This window comes from Streptomyces sp. UF-297 (genome assembly GCF_058245575.1).
On record NZ_JBSIBZ010000075.1, the window covers coordinates 1 to 19049 of the forward strand.

At 72.2% G+C, this 19049-nt stretch carries 20 protein-coding genes, 3 tRNA genes and 1 pseudogene; 19 read left to right on the top strand and 5 right to left on the bottom strand.

Translation table 11 applies throughout. The features are described 5' to 3' along the window. The 10 genes and pseudogenes from AC4IJH_RS32425 to AC4IJH_RS32470 all read left to right on the top strand — a co-directional run. Positions 1-472: pseudogene (locus AC4IJH_RS32425) on the top strand (NADH-quinone oxidoreductase subunit C); the annotation flags it as partial. Next, positions 469-1434, top strand: coding sequence for a complex I subunit 1/NuoH family protein (locus AC4IJH_RS32430; RefSeq protein WP_490855507.1), 966 nt, complete (start codon positions 469-471; stop codon positions 1432-1434). The pseudogene AC4IJH_RS32425 and the gene AC4IJH_RS32430, both read left to right, overlap by 4 nt. After that, entirely contained in the window at positions 1434-2048 is a 615-nt protein-coding gene (locus tag AC4IJH_RS32435; protein ID WP_490855508.1) for a NuoI/complex I 23 kDa subunit family protein, read from the top strand. Before AC4IJH_RS32430 ends, AC4IJH_RS32435 begins: the two co-directional genes overlap by 1 nt. After that, positions 2045-2620 (top strand): NADH-quinone oxidoreductase subunit J family protein, encoded by a 576-nt coding sequence (locus tag AC4IJH_RS32440; RefSeq protein WP_490855509.1) that lies wholly within the window; start codon positions 2045-2047, stop codon positions 2618-2620. Before AC4IJH_RS32435 ends, AC4IJH_RS32440 begins: the two co-directional genes overlap by 4 nt. After that, a complete protein-coding gene (gene nuoK, locus AC4IJH_RS32445; protein WP_490855510.1) occupies positions 2620-2997 on the top strand; it encodes an NADH-quinone oxidoreductase subunit NuoK in 378 nt (125 codons plus the stop codon). The genes AC4IJH_RS32440 and nuoK overlap by 1 nt, the downstream gene beginning before the upstream one ends. After that, entirely contained in the window at positions 2994-5036 is a 2043-nt protein-coding gene (locus AC4IJH_RS32450; RefSeq protein WP_490855511.1) for an NADH-quinone oxidoreductase subunit 5 family protein, read from the top strand. Before nuoK ends, AC4IJH_RS32450 begins: the two co-directional genes overlap by 4 nt. Before the next feature lie 2 nt (positions 5037-5038). Continuing rightward, positions 5039-6667: a complex I subunit 4 family protein gene (locus tag AC4IJH_RS32455; protein WP_490855512.1), complete on the top strand. Its 1629-nt coding sequence runs from the start codon at positions 5039-5041 to the stop codon at positions 6665-6667. Next, entirely contained in the window at positions 6667-8202 is a 1536-nt protein-coding gene (locus AC4IJH_RS32460; RefSeq protein WP_490855513.1) for an NADH-quinone oxidoreductase subunit N, read from the top strand. The genes AC4IJH_RS32455 and AC4IJH_RS32460 overlap by 1 nt, the downstream gene beginning before the upstream one ends. 188 nt (positions 8203-8390) lie before the next feature. Continuing rightward, positions 8391-9254, top strand: a complete 864-nt coding sequence (htpX, locus tag AC4IJH_RS32465; RefSeq protein WP_490855514.1) for a zinc metalloprotease HtpX — start codon at positions 8391-8393, stop codon at positions 9252-9254. 98 nt (positions 9255-9352) lie between these two features. After that, positions 9353-9745: a YccF domain-containing protein gene (locus tag AC4IJH_RS32470; protein WP_490855515.1), complete on the top strand. Its 393-nt coding sequence runs from the start codon at positions 9353-9355 to the stop codon at positions 9743-9745. Positions 9746-9797: 52 nt separating this feature from the next. Here the strand turns inward: AC4IJH_RS32470 and AC4IJH_RS32475 are convergent, their stop codons facing one another. Continuing rightward, the gene (locus AC4IJH_RS32475) at positions 9798-10427 is read right to left on the bottom strand and encodes a TetR/AcrR family transcriptional regulator (RefSeq protein ID WP_490855516.1); all 630 of its coding nucleotides are present in this window, start codon (positions 10425-10427) and stop codon (positions 9798-9800) included. 185 nt (positions 10428-10612) lie between these two features. Here AC4IJH_RS32475 and AC4IJH_RS32480 point away from each other — a divergent pair, with 185 nt between their 5' ends. After that, positions 10613-11596 carry a CPBP family glutamic-type intramembrane protease gene (locus AC4IJH_RS32480; RefSeq protein WP_490855517.1) on the top strand — a complete coding sequence of 328 codons (984 nt, stop codon included), beginning with the start codon at positions 10613-10615 and terminating at the stop codon, positions 11594-11596. Here the strand turns inward: AC4IJH_RS32480 and AC4IJH_RS32485 are convergent. Together AC4IJH_RS32485 and AC4IJH_RS32490 are read right to left on the bottom strand one after the other, a co-directional pair. Further along, positions 11556-12245, bottom strand: a complete 690-nt coding sequence (locus AC4IJH_RS32485; protein ID WP_490855518.1) for an antibiotic biosynthesis monooxygenase — start codon at positions 12243-12245, stop codon at positions 11556-11558. The genes AC4IJH_RS32480 and AC4IJH_RS32485 overlap by 41 nt on opposite strands. A 134-nt stretch (positions 12246-12379) precedes the next feature. Next, positions 12380-12868 (bottom strand): YajQ family cyclic di-GMP-binding protein, encoded by a 489-nt coding sequence (locus AC4IJH_RS32490; protein ID WP_030374096.1) that lies wholly within the window; start codon positions 12866-12868, stop codon positions 12380-12382. Between the two features lie 189 nt (positions 12869-13057). Between AC4IJH_RS32490 and AC4IJH_RS32495 the strand changes: the two genes are divergently transcribed. Together AC4IJH_RS32495 and AC4IJH_RS32500 are read left to right on the top strand one after the other, a co-directional pair. Then, a tRNA-Tyr gene (locus AC4IJH_RS32495) sits at positions 13058-13139 on the top strand. A 244-nt stretch (positions 13140-13383) separates the two neighbouring features. Beyond that, positions 13384-13887, top strand: coding sequence for a hypothetical protein (locus tag AC4IJH_RS32500; protein WP_490855519.1), 504 nt, complete (start codon positions 13384-13386; stop codon positions 13885-13887). 131 nt (positions 13888-14018) lie between these two features. Here AC4IJH_RS32500 and AC4IJH_RS32505 read toward each other — a convergent pair whose 3' ends face one another. Together AC4IJH_RS32505 and AC4IJH_RS32510 are read right to left on the bottom strand one after the other, a co-directional pair. After that, the gene (locus AC4IJH_RS32505) at positions 14019-14681 is read right to left on the bottom strand and encodes an NAD(P)H-binding protein (RefSeq protein ID WP_490855520.1); all 663 of its coding nucleotides are present in this window, start codon (positions 14679-14681) and stop codon (positions 14019-14021) included. Between the two features lie 297 nt (positions 14682-14978). Beyond that, positions 14979-16232 carry an amidohydrolase family protein gene (locus AC4IJH_RS32510; protein WP_490855521.1) on the bottom strand — a complete coding sequence of 418 codons (1254 nt, stop codon included), beginning with the start codon at positions 16230-16232 and terminating at the stop codon, positions 14979-14981. A 182-nt stretch (positions 16233-16414) separates the two neighbouring features. Here AC4IJH_RS32510 and AC4IJH_RS32515 point away from each other — a divergent pair. From AC4IJH_RS32515 to AC4IJH_RS32540, 6 genes are all read left to right on the top strand, one after another. Next, positions 16415-16487, top strand: a tRNA-Thr gene (locus tag AC4IJH_RS32515). A 46-nt stretch (positions 16488-16533) separates the two neighbouring features. Continuing rightward, positions 16534-16606, top strand: a tRNA-Met gene (locus AC4IJH_RS32520). 87 nt (positions 16607-16693) lie between these two features. Then, complete coding sequence (rpmG, locus tag AC4IJH_RS32525) at positions 16694-16858, top strand: 50S ribosomal protein L33 (RefSeq protein ID WP_006604855.1); 165 nt, start codon at positions 16694-16696, stop codon at positions 16856-16858. Between the two features lie 85 nt (positions 16859-16943). Next, a complete protein-coding gene (locus AC4IJH_RS32530) occupies positions 16944-17399 on the top strand; it encodes an FAS1-like dehydratase domain-containing protein (RefSeq protein ID WP_490855522.1) in 456 nt (151 codons plus the stop codon). Between the two features lie 5 nt (positions 17400-17404). After that, entirely contained in the window at positions 17405-17839 is a 435-nt protein-coding gene (locus AC4IJH_RS32535) for a MaoC family dehydratase (protein WP_490855523.1), read from the top strand. Positions 17840-17898: 59 nt separating this feature from the next. After that, positions 17899-18963: a UDP-N-acetylmuramate dehydrogenase gene (locus AC4IJH_RS32540; RefSeq protein WP_490855524.1), complete on the top strand. Its 1065-nt coding sequence runs from the start codon at positions 17899-17901 to the stop codon at positions 18961-18963. Positions 18964-19049 lie beyond the last annotated feature (86 nt).

The following is a 19049-nucleotide window of genomic DNA, read 5'->3' on the forward strand; positions in this document are numbered from 1 at the left end:
GGCTGCGGGCGCGCAGGCAGCGGGCGCGGGAGACGCGCCGGATGCCCCGGCTCCCGGTGCCCCGGCCCCCGGCGCCTCGGCTCCGCGCCGCTCCCGTTCGGCGAGCCAGGGCTCGGCGAGCCAGCGCGCGGCGGGCCCCGGCGAGCACACTCCCGGCGGCGAGCAGCCCGGTACGGAAGCCTCGAAGCGTTCCTCGGACGCCCCCTGGCACCACGCCCGCCCGGCCTTCGACGAAGCGCCCAAGGGCGAAGCACCCAAGGGCGAAGCACCCAAGGGCGAAGCACCCAAGGACAACGCACCTGAGGAGGCCGGGCCCAAGGCCGCCCCATCTGAGGAAGCGGAGCCCAAGGACTCCACTCCCAGGCCCGCCGCGCCCAAGCAAGCCCCGCCCCAGCCCGACACCCCCGACCCCGCCGACCCCGACCCCGGCACCGACCCCGACACCACGACAGGAGGCGGGAGCGCCCCATGAGCGACGCCCTGGACATCGCCCTGCGCCTCATCGCCGTCTTCGTCGTCTTCCTGGTCTTCCCGCTCCTGGTCGGCCAGACCGAGCACAAGGTCATGGCGCACATGCAGGGCCGCCTCGGCCCCATGTACGCGGGCGGCTTCCACGGCTGGGCCCAACTGGTCGCCGACGGCGTGAAGTTCGCGCAGAAGGAAGACGTCGTCCCGGCCGGCGCCGACCGGCGGATCTTCCAGCTCGCCCCCGCCGTCGCCCTGCTGCCCTACCTCCTGGTCCTGATCGCCATCCCGATCGGCCCGGACAACGCCGTCGGGCAGGCCGTCGACGCGGGCATCTTCTTCGTGCTCGCCGTCATGGGCGTCGGGGTCCTCGGCTCCCTGATGGCGGGCTGGGCCTCGGCCAACAAGTTCTCGCTGCTGGGCGGTCTGCGTACGGCCGCGCAGCTCATGGCGTACGAACTGCCGATGCTGCTGGCCGCCGCCTCGGTCGCCATGGCCGCCGGGACCGTCTCCCTGCCGGGCATCCTCGACGCCTTCCACTGGTGGTGGGTGCCCTGGCAGATCGTCGGCGGCCTGGTCTTCTTCACCGCGGGCCTGGCCGAGCTGCAGCGCCCGCCGTTCGACATGCCGGTCGCCGACTCCGAGATCATCTTCGGTGCGTACACCGAGTACACCGGGCTGCGCTTCGCGCTCTTCCTGCTCGCCGAGTACGCGGGCATCGTCGTGCTGTGCGCCCTGACCTCCGTCCTGTTCCTGGGCGGCTGGCACGGCCCGTTCGGCGCCGACGGACTGGGCTGGCTCTGGACGCTGCTCAAGACCGCGATCCTCGCCTTCGGCGTCATCTGGCTGCGGGTGAGCTACCCGCGGCTGCGCGAGGACCAGCTGCAAAAGCTCGCCTGGACGGTCCTGATCCCGCTCGCCCTCGCCCAGATCGCCCTCACCGGCGTCGTCAAGGTGGTGATCTCGTAATGGGCATCCCCGGCAGCGGCCTCGCCAAGGGCCTGGCCGTCACCCTTCGTACGATGACGAAGCGCTCGGTCACCGAGCAGTACCCGGAGGTCCAGCCCGACCTCGCCCCCCGCACCCGCGGCGTGATCGGGCTGTTCGAGGAGAACTGCACGGTCTGCATGCTGTGCGCCCGCGAGTGCCCGGACTGGTGCATCTACATCGACTCCCACAAGGAGACGGTGCCGCCCGCCGCCCCCGGCGGCCGCGAGCGCAGCCGTAACGTGCTGGACCGCTTCGCCATCGACTTCTCGCTGTGCATGTACTGCGGTATCTGCATCGAGGTCTGCCCCTTTGACGCGCTGTTCTGGTCCCCGGAGTTCGAGTACGCCGAGACCGACATCCACGACCTGACCCACGAGCGCGACAAGCTGCGCGAGTGGATGTGGACGGTGCCCGAGCCGCCCGCGCTGGACCCGGGGGCCGAGGAGCCCAAGGAGGTCGCCGCCGCCCGCAAGGCCGCGGACAAGCTCGCCGCCCAGCAGGCCGCGGAGGCGGCAGCCGCCCAGCAGCCCCCTCAGCCCCAGCAGTCCCCGCCGCACTCGAACTACCCGAAGCTCCCGAAGGAGGAAGCGTGACGCTCGCCGCCGCGGCCCAGCACGGCTTCCTCTCGCCCACCGGTATCGAGATCGCCTTCCTCCTCGTCGGCATCGTCACCCTCGGCGCGGCCGTGGTCACCGTCACCACCAAGCAGCTGGTGCACGCCGCCCTGTGGCTGGTGGTGGCCCTCGGCGGGATCGCCGTGGAGTACCTCCTGCTGACCGCGGAGTTCATCGCCTGGGTCCAGGTGCTGATCTACGTCGGCTCGGTCGTCGTGCTCCTCCTGTTCGGACTGATGCTCACCAAGGCCCCCATCGGCCGCTCCCCGGACGCCGATTCGGGCAACCGCTGGGCCGCCCTCGCCGTGTCCGTCGCCTCCGCGGGACTGCTGGTGTGGGTCGTCGTGGACGCCTTCCGTACGACCTGGATCGACCTGGACGGCGCCGTCCAGGGCTCCACCGAGGTCTCCGGACGCAGCCTCTTCCAGCACTGGGTGCTGCCCTTCGAGGCGCTGTCCGTCCTGCTCCTCGCCGCGCTCGTCGGCGCGATCGTGCTGTCGCGCAAACACAAGACCGAGACCGCCCGTGCATCCGCGAAGGAGACGCGCTGATGCATCTCGCCTATCCCGCCGTCCTGGCCGTCCTCCTGTTCTGCGTCGGCCTGTACGGCGTCCTCGCCCGCCGCAACGCGATCCTGGTCCTGATGTCCGTCGAGCTGATGCTCAACGCCGTCAACCTCAACCTCGTCGCCTTCGACGTCTGGCTGCGCGACAAGCTCCACGCGGGCCAGGCCCTCACCCTGTTCACCATCGCCGTCGCCGCCGCCGAGATCGGCATCGGCCTGGCGATCGTGCTGCTGGTGTACCGCAACCGCGGCAGCTCCGACGTCGACAAGCTCACCGACCTCGCCGAGCGCCCGGAGCCGGACGACGGCGAGCACGAGATCGCCGCCCGTCAGCCGCACCACCAGGCGGAGGCCGCCGCGTGACGACCACGACCACCGCCGCCGTCCTCGTACCCCTTCTGCCGTTCCTCGGCGCCGCCTTCGGCCTGCTCCTGGGCCGCCGCGCCCCCGGTTTCGTCCGCCCCCTGGCGATCCTGCCGACCCTGGCCGCGACCGCGCTGGCCATCGCCGTCGCCGTCCGCCAGGGCGGGGGAGCGGGCAGCGGTACGGCCCCCCTGGACGCCGCGACCCGGCTCACCCCCACCGGCTCGGTCCCCATCGACCTGGCCCTGCACATCGACGGCTTCGCCGCCCTGGTCGCCGTCCTCGTCGGCGTCGTCGCCTGCAGCGTGCAGATCTACTCCACGGGCTATCTGCGCGACGACCCGCGCTACCCCTCCTACGCCGCCCTGGTCTCCCTGTTCACCGCCGCCATGCTGCTGGTCGTCTACTCCGGCGACCTGATGGTGCTGCTGGTCGGCTGGGAGATCATGGGCATCTGCTCGTACTTCCTGGTCGGCCACTACTGGGAGACCGAGGCCGCCCGCGCCGCCTCCCTGAAGGCCTTCCTCGTCACCAAGCTCGGCGATGTCCCCTTCCTGATCGGCATCTTCGCGCTCGCCGCCGACGCGGGTACGTTCCGCATCACCGGCATCCTCAAGACCGTCGCCGTCGGCGGCCTGGACCACCCCACCCTCATCGCGCTCCTGCTGCTGGCGGGCGTGGCGGGCAAGTCCGCGCAGTTCCCGCTGCACACCTGGCTGCCCGACGCGATGGCGGGCCCGACCCCGGTCTCGGCCCTCATCCACGCCGCCACCATGGTCGCGGCCGGCGTCTACTTCGTCGCCCGTCTCCTGCCCGTCTTCGCGGCCTCGGCCGCCGCCCTGGTCGTCCTCGCCGTCATGGCCGCCGTCACCATGGTCGGCAGCGCGCTCGCCGCCCTGGCCCAGGACGACATCAAGCGCGTCCTGGCCTATTCGACGGTCGGCCAGCTCGGCTACATGACCGGCGCGCTGGCCGTCGGCGACCGCGGCGCCGCCGTCTTCCACCTCCTGTCGCACGGCGCGTTCAAGGCCCTGCTCTTCCTCGGCGCCGGCGTGATCATCCACGCCGCCGGCACCAACTCGCTGGCGGCCATGTCCCGTATGACGGGCCTGGCCAAGCGCATCCCCGACGCCTACTGGACGATGACCGTCGCGCTCCTGGCACTCGCCGCCATCCCGCCGTTCGCCGGCTTCTTCTCCAAGGAAGCCGTCCTGGGCGCCGCCGAACACGCCGCCACCGGCCAGGTGCACGGCGCGCTCGGCGCCGTCCCCACCGCCGCCGGCTGGACCGTGCTGATCGCCGGACTGCTCACCGCCCTCCTCACTGCCGCCTACGCGATGCGCCTGTGGCTGCTGGCCTTCCACGGCAAGGCACTCGGCCCGGCCATACAGCAGGCTCCCGACCACGGCAGGCAGCCGATCGTCATGAACGCGGTGCTGTGGGTGCTGTTCGTCCCCACCGCCGCGCTCGGCCTGGCAACCCCCCTCCTGCCCGACTGGTTCGACGGCCGCTCGCTGACCCCGACCCTGACCACCTCCGTCCTCGGCACGGGCGTGGCCCTGGTCGGCGTCCTGGTCACCTACGCCGCCTGGCGCCACACCACGGCGCTCGCCGCCCGTACCCCCATCGGGGCCGTGGCCACCGACCCGGACGCCGCCCCCGCGGTCTCCGAGGAAGAGGCCATCGCCACCCACACCTCCGCGTACGGCGACATCGCCAGTGCCCCGGACCCCGCAGACCCCGGCCGCCTCCTGCTCGGCCCGCTGCACCGCCACGCGGCCACCGGCTTCCACCTCGACGCCGTCTACGCCGCCGTGTTCGTACGGCCCGTACGCGCCGCCGCCCAGCTCGTGCGCTTCCTGGACCGCGAGGTCGTGGACACCTACGTACGGGGAGCGGGCACCGCACCCCGCTGGCTGGGCGCCGCCGTCCGCCGCGCCCAGACCGGCAATGTGCAGACCTACCTCGGCGCACTCCTCGCGGGCTCGCTCGTGCTGGCCGTCGCCGCCGTCCTCGTCGCCACGGGAACGGGAGCCTGACCGTGTCTCACACCGCCCTGCAGATCCTCCTCGCCGCCCTCGTCGTGCTCCCCCTGATCGGCGCCGTCGCAGCCCTCCTGCCGGCACCGCCCGGGCTCAAGGGCAAGAACCCCGACCAGGCGGTGCTGCGCCACGGCGTCACCGTCACCGGCGTCGTCCTGGCCGCCTCCATCGCCCTGGCGGCCGGCTTCGACCACGACACCCCGGCCGCGATGCAGGCTCAGACCGATATCAGCTGGATCCCGGCGCTGGACATCCGTATCCACCTCGGCGTCGACGGCATCTCGCTCCCCCTGCTCGTCCTGACCGCGCTGCTGACCTTCCTGTGCGCGCTCTACTCCTACTTCCACCTGCCAACGGGCCCGTCACCCAAGGCATTCGTGGCCCTGCTCCTGGTCCTGGAGGCCGGCACCCTCGCCACCTTCGCCGTCCTGGACCTGATGCTCTTCTTCCTCGCCTTCGAGATGGTCCTCATCCCGATGTACTTCCTCATCGCCCGCTGGGGCGGCGACCAAAGGCGGGCCGCCGCCTGGAAGTTCATCCTCTACACCCTCCTCGGCTCCGTCGTCATGCTGCTCGGCCTCCTGCTGATCGGCCTGAAGTCCGGCACATTCGACATGGTGGCACTCGCCACTGACAACGGCCCGAAATCCCAGCTCAGCCACACAGTTCAGCTGCTGGCCGTGCTCGCGATCGGCATCGGACTGGCCGTCAAGACCCCGATGTGGCCGCTGCACAGCTGGCTGCCCGACGCCCACACCGCCGCCCCCACCGTCGGCTCCGTCCTGCTGGCCGGCGTCCTGCTGAAGATGGGCACGTACGGGTTCGTCCGCATCGCCCTGCCCATCGCGCCCGACGGCATGCACACCTTCGCGCCCTACCTGGCCGCCTTCGCCGCCGTTGGCATCATCTACGGTTCGCTGGCCTGCCTGGCCCTGGCCAGACGCGGCGCCAAGGGCGACCTCAAGCGCCTGATCGCCTACAGCTCGGTGGGCCACATGGGCTTCGTCCTGCTCGGCATCGCGAGCATGACCCCCACCGGCGTCAACGGCGCGCTGTTCGCCAACATCGCGCACGGCCTGATCACCGGCCTCCTCTTCTTCCTGGTCGGCGCCCTCAAGGACCGCTACGGCACCAGCGACCTGGACCGGCTCGCGGGCACCACGGGCGCCGCCCTGTACGGCCGGGCGCCCCGCCTCGGCGGCCTCCTCGCCTTCGGCGCCGTCGCCTCCCTCGGCCTGCCAGGACTCGCCGGATTCTGGGGCGAGATGCTCGCCATGTTCGGCGCCTTCAAGCCCGCCGACGGCCTCAGCCGCCCCGCCTTCCTCACCTTCATGGTCATGGCGGGCATCGGCACCCTGCTCACCGCCGCCTACCTGCTCGTCGTCGTACGCCGCGTCTGCATGGGCGCCAAGGAGACGGCCGAGAACGCCCCGGCGGCCCCCCTCGCCCCGGCGGCCCCCCTGAACCCGGCGGCCGCACCCGCCCCGGCGATCCCCGACATCCGGACCTACGAGTACGCGTCCTGGACCCCCCTCGCCGCCCTCACCGTCCTCGCCGGACTCTGGCCCGCGGCCCTCCTCGGCCTCACCGACCCGGCCGTCCAGCAGCTCCTCAGAGGAGGCAACTGATGAGCTCCCTGGTCCAGTCCGTCGACTGGCTCGCCATCGCCCCGCCCACCATCACCGCCGTAGTGGCGCTGATCATCCTGGTCACCGACCTCTTCCTGCCCGCCGGCAGGAAGCACCTGCTGGGCTGGATCGCGCTGGCGGGCCTGGTCCTGGCCGGGCTCTCGCTGCTCCCCCTCCTGGACGGCGACCGCTCCACCTTCTGCCTCACGGCCGAGCCCGACGTCTGCAGCTACACCGCCGACCACTTCGCCCTGGTCATCCAATTCCTGGTGCTGGCGGGCGCGCTGGTCACCGCCCTGCTGTCCGTCGACCCCGTCAAGGACCAGGGCCTGCCCACGGGCGAGTTCTGGTTCCTGCTGCTGTCCTCCGCGGCCGGCGCCGCCCTGCTGCCCGCCTCCCGCGACCTGGCCACCCTGGTCATCGCCCTGGAAGTGGCCTCGCTGCCCGCCTTCGCCCTGGTCGGACTCAAGCGCGGCGACCGCCTCTCCTCCGAGGCCGCCCTGAAGTTCTTCCTGTCCTCGGTCACCGCCACCGCGGTCATGCTCCTGGGCGTCAGCTTCCTGTACGCCGCCACCGGCAGCCTGCACCTGGCCCAGGTCGCCGAGGCCCTGACCACCACCGACCCCCAACTGGCCACCCTGGCCAAGGCGGGCGCCGTCCTGACCCTGGTCGGCTTCGCCTTCAAGACCGCGGCCGTCCCCTTCCACTTCTGGGTCCCCGACACCTACGTCGGCGCCCCCCTCCCGGTGGCCGCCTACCTCTCCGTCGTCGGCAAGGCCGTCGGCTTCTCGGGCCTGATCCTCGTCACGGTCCGGGCCTTCCCTTCGTACGCGGACGTGTGGGGCCCGGCCGTCGCCGTACTGGCCGCGCTGACCATGACGGCGGGCAACGTCGCGGCCCTGCGCCAGCGCCCCGACCGCGCCCACAGTGCGGTCCGCCTGCTGGCCTGGTCCTCCGTCGGCCAGGCCGGCTACCTCCTGGTCCCCATCGCCGCCGCCGGATACGCCGACGATCCCGCGCACGCCGTGGGCTCCACCGTCGCCTACGCCCTGATGTACGCGGCCGTGAACCTCGGCGCCTTCGCCGTCGCCGCCCTCGTCGCCCGTACGGCCCCGGCCAACCGCATCACCGACTACCGCGGCCTGTACGCCCGCCGCCCGCTCGCCGCCCTCAGCCTCGGCTTCTTCCTGCTGTGCCTGGCGGGCCTGCCGCCGGGCATCATCGGCCTGTTCGCCAAGGTCACGGTCTTCTCCGCGGCCGTCGACGCGGGCCTGGGCTGGCTCGCCGTCGTCATGGCCGCGAACGTCGTCATCGCGCTCTACTACTACCTTCAGTGGACCGCGGTCCTCTTCCGCGCACCCGAGGCGGCACAGGCTCCGGCGGGAGCGGAGCAGGCACCGGCGCAGGCCCCCGCCGAGCGCCCCCGCGTCCCGGCCGCCCTGGCCACCGCCATCACCCTCGCCGCCGTCCTCGGCATCGCCCTCTCCGGCGCCCCGCAGCTCGTCCTGCGCTTCGCCGCGGGCGCGCTCCTGTAACCCACGGCGGCCCCTGCCGCCCCATCCCCGCCCAGCACGGGCACGCCCACTCGTACGGGCGTACGCGTTCGCGCGTGCACAAGGGAACTAGCTCCCTTCATCTGGCGTTGACCAGTCAGGAAGGATCCACTGGAAAGTGGAGAAGACCAGCAAAGGGTTCCCCTGCCGCACCACTTGGAGGGCGTACCGTGCACCGCCGGCACAACGGGCTCAGGACCGCAGTCCTCCTCGGGGGGCTGTCCGCACTCATCATCGCCATCGGCAGTTTTTTCGGCCGTACGGGACTGATCATCGCGGTCGTCGTCGCTCTGGGCACCAACGCCTACGCGTACTGGAACAGCGACAAGCTGGCGCTGAAGGCCATGCGCGCCCGCCCCGTCAGCGAATTCGAGGCACCCCAGCTCTACCGCATGGTGCGCGAGCTCTCCACCCTCGCCCGCCAGCCCATGCCGCGCCTGTACATCTCCCCGACCCAGGCCCCCAACGCCTTCGCCACCGGCCGCAATCCGCGCAACGCCGCGGTCTGCTGCACCGAGGGCATTCTGAACCTGCTGGACGAGCGCGAGCTGCGCGGCGTCATCGGCCATGAGCTCAGCCACGTCTACAACCGCGACATCCTCATCTCCTCCGTCGCCGGCGCCCTCGCCTCCGTGATCATGTTTCTGGTCAACTTCGCCTGGCTGATCCCCATAGGCCGCTCCGACGACGACGAGGGCCCCGGCTTCCTCGGCATGCTCCTGATCATGATCCTCGGCCCGCTCGCGGCCACCTTGATCCAGCTCGCCGTCAGCCGCTCCCGCGAGTACGCCGCCGACGCCACCGGAGCCCGGCTCACCGGCGACCCGCTCGCCCTGGCCTCCGCCCTGCGCAAGCTGGAGTCCGGCACCCAGCAGCTCCCGCTGCCGCCCGAGCCGCGCATCGAGACCGCCAGCCACATGATGATCGCCAACCCCTTCCGGGCCGGCGAGGGCATGTCGAAGCTGTTCTCCACCCACCCCCCGATGCGCGAGCGCATCACCCGCCTGGAACAGATGGCGGGCAATCGCCCCTGAGCGCCCCCGCGCCCCGCGACGGTGCAACGTTTCACCGGCCCGGGAGCGTCTACCGGGACAGAGACCATCTCCTGTGTGCCCGTGGAAGGCTGCCGCTCATGAAGTTCCTCCTCAACATCATCTGGCTCGTCCTGAGCGGCCTGTGGCTGGCGATCGGCTACGTCGTGGCGGGCCTGATCTGCTGCATCCTCATCGTGACCATTCCCTTTGGCATAGCGTCCTTCAGGATCGCGGGCTACGCCCTGTGGCCGTTCGGCCGGACGACCGTGGAGCGCCGCGACTCCGGTGTCGGCTCGGCGGTCGGCAATGTCATCTGGATCGTCTTCGCGGGCTGGTGGCTGGCGCTGGGGCACATCATCACGGGCCTCGCGCTGTGCATCACGATCATCGGCATCCCCTTCGGCATCGCCAACTTCAAGATGATCCCGATCTCCCTGATGCCGCTGGGCCGCGAGATAGTCCCCACCGACCAGCCCTTCGCCACCCGCTGACGACGGCGGCCCGAACGCGGCAGGACCGTCACGGGCGAGCGCGGCAGGGCCGTCACGGGCGGCCCGAAGCCCCCTGGCCCGGCGCGGGGAGCGGGCCGCCCAGGCCGTCCAGATGGCGCTCGACGATCTGCCGCATACGGGCGGGCGGCATCCGCTCGGGATCGGTGACCGCGTGCAGGGCGATGCCGTCGAAGAGGGCGTGCAGCCGGGCCGTCTCCAGCTCTGTGTCCGTACGGGGCGCCAGCTGCCCGGCCTCGGCCAGCAGCCCGACCACCGTCCGGCACAGCTGCTCGATCCGCCGGCTGCCCTCGGCGTTGAGCCGGCGCGCGGCCGGGTCCACCAGCGCCCGGGCCAAGAACGCCACCCACACCTCGTTCGCCGTCAGCGACGGGGTGTCCACCGGCAGGATCTGCTCCAGCAGCGCCGACGCCGCAGCGCGCGGGTCGGCGGGCGGCTCGTAGTGCGCCAGCCGCTGTTCGACCAGGTCGAAGACGACCTCCATGGCGAAGTCGAGCAGCTCGCCCTGGCTGGTGAAGTAGTGCTGCACCGAGCTGGGCGACCAGCCCGCCTGCCGGGCCACGGCGCGCAGCGACGCCCCCTGTACGCCGCGCTCGCGGACGACCTGCCACACGGCGGACGCCAGCTCCCGCCTGCGCTGCGCATGGTCGACGATCTTCGGCACGGCTCCTCCGGGACGGTGACGGTGACGGGCACGGGGACGGCGGGCAGCGGCCAAGTACGGTACGCCCCCGCCAAGACAGCGGGCGGACAGGCCCTCACCGACGGGCCCCCACCGATAATGACGTGCGTCCGGGTCCCGCCGCGTCTACTTTTTAGTGCAGTCGACCGAAAAAAACGGGGGAGCTCATGACCCAGGCCACCGCCACCACAGTCACCGCCCGGCCGGCGCCCGCCGCCCTCCGCACGGCCCTGGGCCGCGCCCTGCTCGGCACGCTGGTCATGGCCTTCGCCCTGGGCACCGCCGGCGCCCTCGGTGAGCTCGCCCACCTGCGCCTGGGCGTCGACGGCACCGCCCGCCTCGCCCTGACCGCCGTCCTGTGCGGCGGCATCGCCGTCCCCCTGGTCCTGCTGCTGCGCCTGCGCGCCGACCGGCTCCCGGCGGCCGGCCTCGGCCTGACGGGCCCCGCCCGCAGCCTGCGCTCCTTCGGCCTCGGCCTGCTGGTCACCGGCGGCTCGGCGGCCGCGCTGCTCGCTCTGGGGACCGCCGCCGGATGGCTGCGCTGGGGCCCGCTGGACGCCCCGCGCCTGCTCACGTACCTCGCCGTGAACGCGCTGATCGCCCTGGCCCTGGAGGCCGTCCCCGAGGAACTGGCCCTGCGCGGCTACGTCTACGGCTCCCTGAACGCCAGGCTCCGCCGCTGGACGGCCTTCGGGTGCACCACGCTGCTCTTCATGGCCGTCCCCGCCCTCTCCAACGCCGTCCAGTGCGCCGTCACCGCCCTCCTGGGCGGCCCGCTGCGCAGCCCGGGCCTCGTACCGCCGGGCGAGGACCCCTTCGCCTACCTCTTCCTCATGGCCGTCTTCGGCTTCGCCCTGCTGATCGCCCGCGCGGCCACCGGGTCCCTGTGGACCGGCATCGCCCTGCACCTGACCTTCCTGACCGTCAACCGCGTCACCTTCTTCGGCCGGCAGCGCGGCGCCGGCTGGTCCGCCGAGATCCTCTCGCCGGACGCGGCCCTCCTCGTCCCCGCCTACCTCCTGCTCGCCGCCGCGGTCCTCGTCGTACTCGCCCGGCTGCGCGGCCGCCGCATCGGCTGGCGCGACCGCGCCCCGGAGCGTCCGGCGCCTCTCACGCCCGGACGATCCCCCGCACCCCCTCGAACCGCTTGAAGCCGACAGGACGCACCCCCGGGATGCCCTCCAGCACGCTCATCGCCGGAGTGCCGGGCTGGTTGAGGGTCTCCACGACGCGCTGGTGCGAGGCGGCATCGGTCCACTCGCTGTAGTTGACCACCCGGGTGCCGTCCTCGCTGATGAGGAAGTTGGACGAGATCCCGCCGGGGTGCGGCTGCTCGCCGCCGAACAGCTCCAGCAGCGCGTCCACGGCCTTGCGCGCCGCGTCCTCGTCCGGCGTCTCGATGGCCACCCGCACGACGCACCCCGTCGGCCGCTCCTCCGGCCGCAGCATGCTGCGATAGAGCCGGTAGCGGCCGGGGCCGGGATTCTCCAGGTCCCCCAGCGCGGCCCTGACCCGCTCCCGCAGCCCCGAACCCTCGCTGTGCACGAACTCCTCGTACGCCGCGTCGTGCGTCCACTGCGCGTAGTTCAGCACGGTCCTGCCGTCCGTACCGGCCAAGGAGACCCGCGAGACAAAGGCTTCCGGCAGCGGCGTGCGCTCCCACGCCTCGGCGACCTTCGCCATCACCTCCCGCTGCCGCCCGGGACTCCCCGCGTCCCACTCACTCATCAGTACGGTGCCCACGCCCGCCCGGCGCACCTCGGGCAGTACGTCCCTCAAGAAACCGGAGTTCGAAGTCATGCGCCCATCCTCGAACATCAACTGCGCTTGAGGTCAAGCGAGTTGCGGCCACCGCCCGCCCCGCCTCCGAAACGCCGCCGGGGCGGCGCGCTCCAGCGCACCGCCCCGGCCGACCACTGTGAACGTCCAGGAAACTACCGGTAGTTCACGAACTGGATCGCGAAGTCCAGGTCCTTGCCCTTGAGCAGCTGCTGCACCGCCTGCAGGTCGTCCCGGCTCTTCGAGCTGACCCGCAGCTCGTCGCCCTGCACCTGCGCCTTGACGCCCTTCGGGCCCTCGTCGCGGATGATCTTGGCGACCTTCTTCGCGTTCTCCTGCGAGATCCCCTCCTCGATCGAGGCGAAGATCTTGTACTCCTTGCCGGAGGCCTGCGGCTCACCCGCGTCCAGCGCCTTCAGCGAGATTCCGCGCTTGATCAGCTTGGACTGGAAGATGTCGAGGACGGCCTTCACGCGCTCCTCGGCGTTCGCCCGCATCTCGATCTTCTCGCCCGACCACTCGATCGACGCGCCCACGCCCTTGAAGTCGTAGCGCTGCGAGATCTCCTTGGCGGCCTGGTTGAGGGCGTTGTCGACCTCCTGCCGCTCGACCTTCGAGACGATGTCGAAACTGGAGTCGGCCATGTTGAGTTGGCTCCTCGTACGTAGATCCGTCAGGGGTACGGCCCATCCCGGACCGTCCCGCAAGCCTAGCCACCCCTCCCGCGATCGGGCGGCGGCGAATCGAGTGGCGAAGCACCCCTACCCATCGGGTATGGTTTACGTCGTTGCCACGGAACACCGCCGAAAGCGGCTCCGTGACCAACAAACCCAGGCGGTGTGCCCGAGCGGCCAAAGGGAGCAGACTGTAAATCTGCCGGCTCAGCCTTCCCAGGTTCGAATCCTGGCGCCGCCACAGCTCAACCGAAAGGCCCCCATGAAAATGGGGGCCTTTCGCATTTCCGCCGCATTGCACCGGACCGCTGCGCACCGTTCCGCGCACCCCGTTCCGCGCCCCCCCGTTCTGCCGCGGCTCGTCTCCCGCCCTTCCGCCCCAACAGGCCAGCTTTGTGGCCTCTGTTACGTTCGGTGAACGTCAGGCGAGAGGCGTCTGGCGGTGCAGAAGTGCACAGCAGGTGCGGGACAAGCGAGGGGTGGGCATGGCGGCAGTGGTGCGAGTGGTGGCCGACGCGGTGGGCAAGGTGCCGGGGCCGGTGCTGGCGGTGGCGACGGGGCTGGTGGGGTACGCGGGATACGCCGCCAAGGACCTTGAGGGACGGCCGCGGCGGGTCCTGCGGACGGTGTCCGTGCTGGGGACCGCGGCGGTCTCGGCCGCGGTGCTGTGCCGCCCCGAGATCCGCGAGGACGTCTTCCCGCGCGGCGCACAGCCGCGGGCCAAGGCGGCGGCCGAGCCGAAGGCCGGGGAGGCGGCGGGCTGCCACTGCCCCGAGCTGGACCGCGCCGACGTCGCCGAGCTGGCCGTATCCGCCGGAATCCTGGTCGCCGAGCGCGTGGTGGCCCACAAGCTGCGCCGTACGTCGCTCAAGCGGCCCGGCGCGCTGGCCGGGGCGCTGATCGGACTGGAGCGGGTCGCCTGCACACAGCTGATGCTGCGCCGGTGGCAGGCCCGGCAGGCCCGTACGCGGGGCGATCAGGGTGCGTAGGGCGGGCCCCTAGGGGACGGGCCCCGCGTCCGGCCCGATGGGTCGGCCGTACGGGCCGGTCCTACGGGTCCGGCCTACGGAGCGGGGCGGGCGTCACCGATCCGGTGCCGCGCGCCCCGCCCACGTCGGTCTCAGCCCTTGGCCAGCGCCCGTACGGCTTCCTCCACCGGCGTCTCCCCGCCGATCAGCTCCAGCGTCAGCCCGGCCGTACGCGGCTCGTCCAGCAGTGCGGCCAGCGCCGCCGCGACGTCGTCCCGGGTGACCTCCGCGCGGCCCGTGGACGCGGCCAGCGTCACCAGTCCGGTGCCCGGCTCGTCCGTCAGGCGGCCAGGGCGCAGGATCGTCCAGTCCAGGCCCGGCCGGGCCCGTACGTCCTCGTCGGCGGCGCCCTTGGCCCGCAGGTACGCGGCGAAGACCGGATCGGTGCCCGGTGGCGGCTCACGGTCCGCGCCCATCGACGAGACCACGATCAGGCGCCGTACGCCCGCCGCCTCGGCCGCGTCGGCGAACAGCGCCGCGGCACCGCGGTCCACGCTGTCCTTCCGCTCCGCGCCGCTGCCCGGTCCGGCCCCGGCCGCGAAGACCGCGGCGTCCGCGCCCTCCAGATGGCGCGCGACGTCCCCGACCGCGGCCGACTCCAGATCGCACACCACCGGTTCGGCGCCCGCGGCCAGCAGGTCCCCGGCCTGCTCCGGCCTGCGGATGATGCCCGCGACCTCGTCCCCTCGCGCGTGCAGCAGCCGCTCCAGCCGCAGCGCGATCTGACCATGTCCTCCTGCGATGACAATGCGCATGATCCCGACCGTACGCGTCCGCGCTGCGCTTTGCCCGGGCCGCTGGTCGGTGCTGGTGTCTTGAGGCAGGGGGCGGCGCCGTTGCGCCTGCGGCGGGCGGTGCCGCTGCGCGGGGCGGTCGGGGTGCGGCGAGGGGCCTGCGCGGGTGGTTGTCCGGGCTGCTGCGCTTTACGCCCGGACACCCACCCGCTCCGGCCCCTCGCCTCCCGTTGTGGAGTGGGGAGGGGGCCGATGTGGCTCGGGTGCGCTCTGCCCCCGCGGGTTCATGGCTGCGTTTCCACGCCCCGCGAGGAGCGCTCAGCGCTGGGACTGGCGCGGCAGGTCGAGGGCCACCGTCGCCGCGGAGTCGCAGTATTCGCGGACCGCACTGGTGCGGGCCACGACGCGGCCCCGGTGGATGACGATGCGGCTGTACGCGAGGGAGAGCACCGCTTCGATGCGTTCGCCGCGTACGGCGAGCAGTTCGGCGGGGAAGCCCGCCTCCACGCGGACGGGGGGCAGGCCCAGCGTCGCCCGTGCCGCCGAGCTGATCGCCTCGTACGCCGCCATGGGGGACAGCTCGCCGCGTGAGGCCAGCAGGTAGGCGGCCTCCAGGGGGTCGCCGCGGCCCACCGGGTTGGCGGCGTCACGCAGCGCGCCGCTGCCCGCCGCCACCCGTACCCCGGCCGCCCGCAGCAGCCGTACGGGCGCGGCGCCGGCCACCCGCGCCGCGCCGCGCTCCAGGCCCGCGCAGTCGCCCTGCGGCAGGCACACCACCGTGACCCCGGCCGCCGCCAGCTGCTCGGCGGCCCGGCCCGCCACGTCCTGCGGCATCCGCCCCAGCCCCGCGCACGGGCCCATCGCCACGCCGGGCCGCAGCCCGCCGGCCATCGCGGCGAAACGGGCCAGCCGCGCCGGGTCGTCACCGTCCGTGTGCAGATCCACCGCGCAGCCGTACTCGCCCGCGACCTCCAGGACCGCCTCGACATAGCCCGCGGGGTCGGGGTCCAGGTCAGGGCAGCCGCCGATGACCGAGGCGCCCATCTTCACCGCGTCCCGCAGCATCGCCAGGCCGTCGGCGCCGGCCGCGCCGGTCAGCAGCCGCGGCACCGCGACCGCCGCCAGCTCGGCCAGCCCGCCCAGCGACCGCCGTGCCTGGAGCACCGCTTCCAGCGACCTGAGCCCGGACACATCGCCGATACGGACGTGGGTCCGCAACGCGGTCGCGCCATGGCCCAGTTGGAGCAGCGCCGCCTCGGTCGTACGGCGCTGCACGTCCTCGAAGGCGCTGGAGGCGGGGCCGTCGCAGTCCGCGGTCAGCGCGGTGTCGCAGTGCGCGTGCGGCTCGGCGGGGGCGGGGAGCAGGAGGTAGCCGCCCAGGCTCACCCGCGCGCCCTGGGGGGCGAGGCTGCCGGCGGTCCCCACGGCCTCGATGCGGCCGCCGCCCAGCCGTACGTCCACGGTGCGCCCGTCGGACAGCCGGGCCCCGCACAGCACCAGCGCACCCTCGTCGGCCCCGCCGCCGGCGGCATCGCCCGGCTTCCTGGGCTGCGGCTGACTGCTGTCGGACATCGCGCTCCTCGAAGGGCCGGGGCGTGCAAGATCACGCAGCGTGGTCCGAGCCTAGGGGGCGCTCCGGGGACCTTCGAGCAGGCGCGGAATAGTCGTACCGGTGTGGTGCGAGGGGCCGTTGAGGCAGCCCTCCGATACGGATTTCACCTTTGGCGGCGAGCCGTGTAATGTCTTCATCGCTCGCCCCAATAGCTCAGTCGGCAGAGCGTCTCCATGGTAAGGAGAAGGTCTACGGTTCGATTCCGTATTGGGGCTCTGATGTGTGAGGTTCCCGCCTTCGGGCGGGACCCCCTCGCATCACAGCGGTGTAGCTCAGTCGGTAGAGCAAGCGGCTCATAATCGCTGTGTCACCGGTTCAAGTCCGGTCACCGCTACTGACAGTAGCCGATTGTGGGGTCGGTCCTTCGATCGGCTACTCTTTTCTGCGTTCATCCGTCCACCGTCCGTCAAGGAGCACTCACGTGGCTGCCACCGACGTCCGCCCGAAGATCACGCTGGCCTGCGTGGAGTGCAAGGAGCGGAACTACATCACCAAGAAGAACCGGCGTAACGACCCGGACCGTCTTGAGATGAAGAAGCACTGCCCTCGTTGCAACTCGCACACCGCGCACCGCGAGACGCGATAACAAAGGCTCGTTCGTGAGGCCGTCCCCATTCGTGGGGGCGGCCTCGCGGCGTTGAAGTGATCAATACCAGGGAGGAAGCGCGCTCATGGCGCTCGACCAGTCCTTTGTGGGGCGTACGTACCCGCCCACCGCTCCGTACGAGGTCGGCCGGGAGAAGATCCGCGAATTCGCCGAGGCGATCGGCGACGCCAATCCCGCCTACACCGATGTCGATGCGGCCAAGGCGCTCGGTCATCCCGATCTGATCGCCCCGCCGACTTTTGTGTTTGCGATCACTTTCCGGGCCGCGCGACACGTCGTGGACGACCCGGAGCTGGGTCTCGACTACAGCCGCGTGGTGCACGGCGACCAGAAGTTCGCCTACACCCGGCCGGTGCGCGCCGGTGACCGTCTCACCGTCACGTCCACCATCGAGTCGATCAAGTCCCTGGCGGGCAACGACATCATCGACGTCCGCGGCGAGGTCCACGACGAGGCGGGGCAGCACGTTGTGACGGCTTTCACCAAGCTGGTGTCCCGCGCCGCCGACGAGGAGGCCTGAGAGCGATGACCGCGAAGATTTCCTACGACGACGTCGAGGTCGGCACCGAGCTGCCGGCGCAGTCCTTCCCTGTGACGCGCGCCACCCTCGTCCAGTACGCGGGCGCCTCCGGTGACTTCAACCCGATCCACTGGAACGAGAAGTTCGCCAAAGAGGTCGGCCTCCCGGACGTGATCGCGCACGGCATGTTCACCATGGCCGAGGCGATCCGCGTGGTGACGGACTGGACCGGCGACCCGGCCGCCGTCACCGAGTACGGCGTCCGCTTCACCAAGCCCGTCGTCGTCCCCAACGACGACACCGGCGCGCTGATCGAGGTCAGCGCCAAGGTCGCGGCCAAGCTGGACGACCAGGCTCGTACGGTCCGGGTCGACCTGACCGCGATGAGCGCGGGCCAGAAGGTGCTGGGCATGTCCCGCGCCGTGGTCACGCTGGCCTGACGCACTGCCCGGCACGGCCCCGCCAGGACCGGCGGGGCCGTCCCCGTACCCTGGAGCGCGTGCAGGAACTTCACGCAGAACTCGGTGCCCCCCTCGCCCCCCTGACCACCTTCCGCCTCGGCGGCCCGGCAGCCCGGCTCGTCACCGCCACCACGGACGACGAGGTGATCGCCGCCGTCCGCGAGGCCGACGCGGCGGGGGACCCGCTGCTGCTCATCGGCGGCGGCTCCAACCTGGTCATCGCCGACGAGGGCTTCCCCGGCACCGCCCTGCGCATCGCCACCACCGGCTTCGAACTCAGCGGTACGAAGCTGGAGTTGGCAGCCGGCGAGAACTGGTCCGACGCGGTCGCCCGCAGCGTCGAAGCGGGCCTGGCGGGCATCGAGTGCCTGGCCGGCATCCCCGGTTCGGCGGGCGCCACCCCGATCCAGAACGTCGGCGCGTACGGCCAGGAGGTCGCCTCCACGATCACCGAGGTCGTCGCCTACGACCGGCGCGCGGACGAGGTCGTGACGATCCCGGCCGCCGACTGCGGCTTCTCCTACCGCCACAGCCGTTTCAAGGCCGACCCGGAGCGCTACGTGGTCCTGCGCGTCCGCTTCGAGCTGGAGGACGCGGGCGGCCTGTCCGCGCCCATCAAGTACGCCGAGACGGCCCGCGTCCTGGGCGTCGAGCCCGGCGACCGGGTGCCGGCCGCCGCGGCCCGCGAGACCGTGCTGAAGCTGCGCGCGGGCAAGGGCATGGTCCTGGACCCCGAGGACCACGACACCTGGTCGGCGGGCTCCTTCTTCACCAACCCGATCCTCTCGGCGCAGGAGTACGAGGCGTTCCTGGTCCGGGTCGCCGAGCGGCTGGGCCCGGATGTCGCACCGCCCGCCTTCCCGGCGGGGGAGGGGCAGGTGAAGATCTCCGCGGCCTGGCTCATCGACAAGGCCGGCTTCACCAAGGGGTACGGGGAGGGGGCGGCCCGCATCTCGGGCAAGCACACCCTCGCGCTCACCAACCGTGGCGGCGCGAGCACCGGGGACCTGCTCGCGCTGGCCCGCGAGGTGCGCGACGGCGTGCGGGCGGCCTTCGGGGTCACCTTGGTCAACGAGCCGGTGACGGTCGGCTGCGCAATCTGAGGCTCGCGCCCCGCTGTGGGAGAGCGTCCCGCAAGGCGGGACGGGCTGGCACAGCGGACGACCACCGGCGTCCAGCCGCTCCCTCC

Coding starts and splice junctions, on each gene's coding strand:
- AC4IJH_RS32535 (WP_490855523.1), top strand. CDS start 17,405: ATGACCGCGAAGATTTCCTACGACGACGTCGAGGTCGGCACCGAGCTG.
- AC4IJH_RS32505 (WP_490855520.1), bottom strand. CDS start 14,681: ATGCGCATTGTCATCGCAGGAGGACATGGTCAGATCGCGCTGCGGCTG.
- AC4IJH_RS32470 (WP_490855515.1), top strand. CDS start 9,353: ATGAAGTTCCTCCTCAACATCATCTGGCTCGTCCTGAGCGGCCTGTGG.
- AC4IJH_RS32510 (WP_490855521.1), bottom strand. CDS start 16,232: ATGTCCGACAGCAGTCAGCCGCAGCCCAGGAAGCCGGGCGATGCCGCC.
- AC4IJH_RS32490 (WP_030374096.1), bottom strand. CDS start 12,868: ATGGCCGACTCCAGTTTCGACATCGTCTCGAAGGTCGAGCGGCAGGAG.
- nuoK (WP_490855510.1), top strand. CDS start 2,620: ATGCATCTCGCCTATCCCGCCGTCCTGGCCGTCCTCCTGTTCTGCGTC.
- AC4IJH_RS32435 (WP_490855508.1), top strand. CDS start 1,434: ATGGGCATCCCCGGCAGCGGCCTCGCCAAGGGCCTGGCCGTCACCCTT.
- AC4IJH_RS32500 (WP_490855519.1), top strand. CDS start 13,384: ATGGCGGCAGTGGTGCGAGTGGTGGCCGACGCGGTGGGCAAGGTGCCG.
- AC4IJH_RS32430 (WP_490855507.1), top strand. CDS start 469: ATGAGCGACGCCCTGGACATCGCCCTGCGCCTCATCGCCGTCTTCGTC.
- AC4IJH_RS32530 (WP_490855522.1), top strand. CDS start 16,944: ATGGCGCTCGACCAGTCCTTTGTGGGGCGTACGTACCCGCCCACCGCT.
- AC4IJH_RS32480 (WP_490855517.1), top strand. CDS start 10,613: ATGACCCAGGCCACCGCCACCACAGTCACCGCCCGGCCGGCGCCCGCC.
- AC4IJH_RS32460 (WP_490855513.1), top strand. CDS start 6,667: ATGAGCTCCCTGGTCCAGTCCGTCGACTGGCTCGCCATCGCCCCGCCC.
- AC4IJH_RS32485 (WP_490855518.1), bottom strand. CDS start 12,245: ATGACTTCGAACTCCGGTTTCTTGAGGGACGTACTGCCCGAGGTGCGC.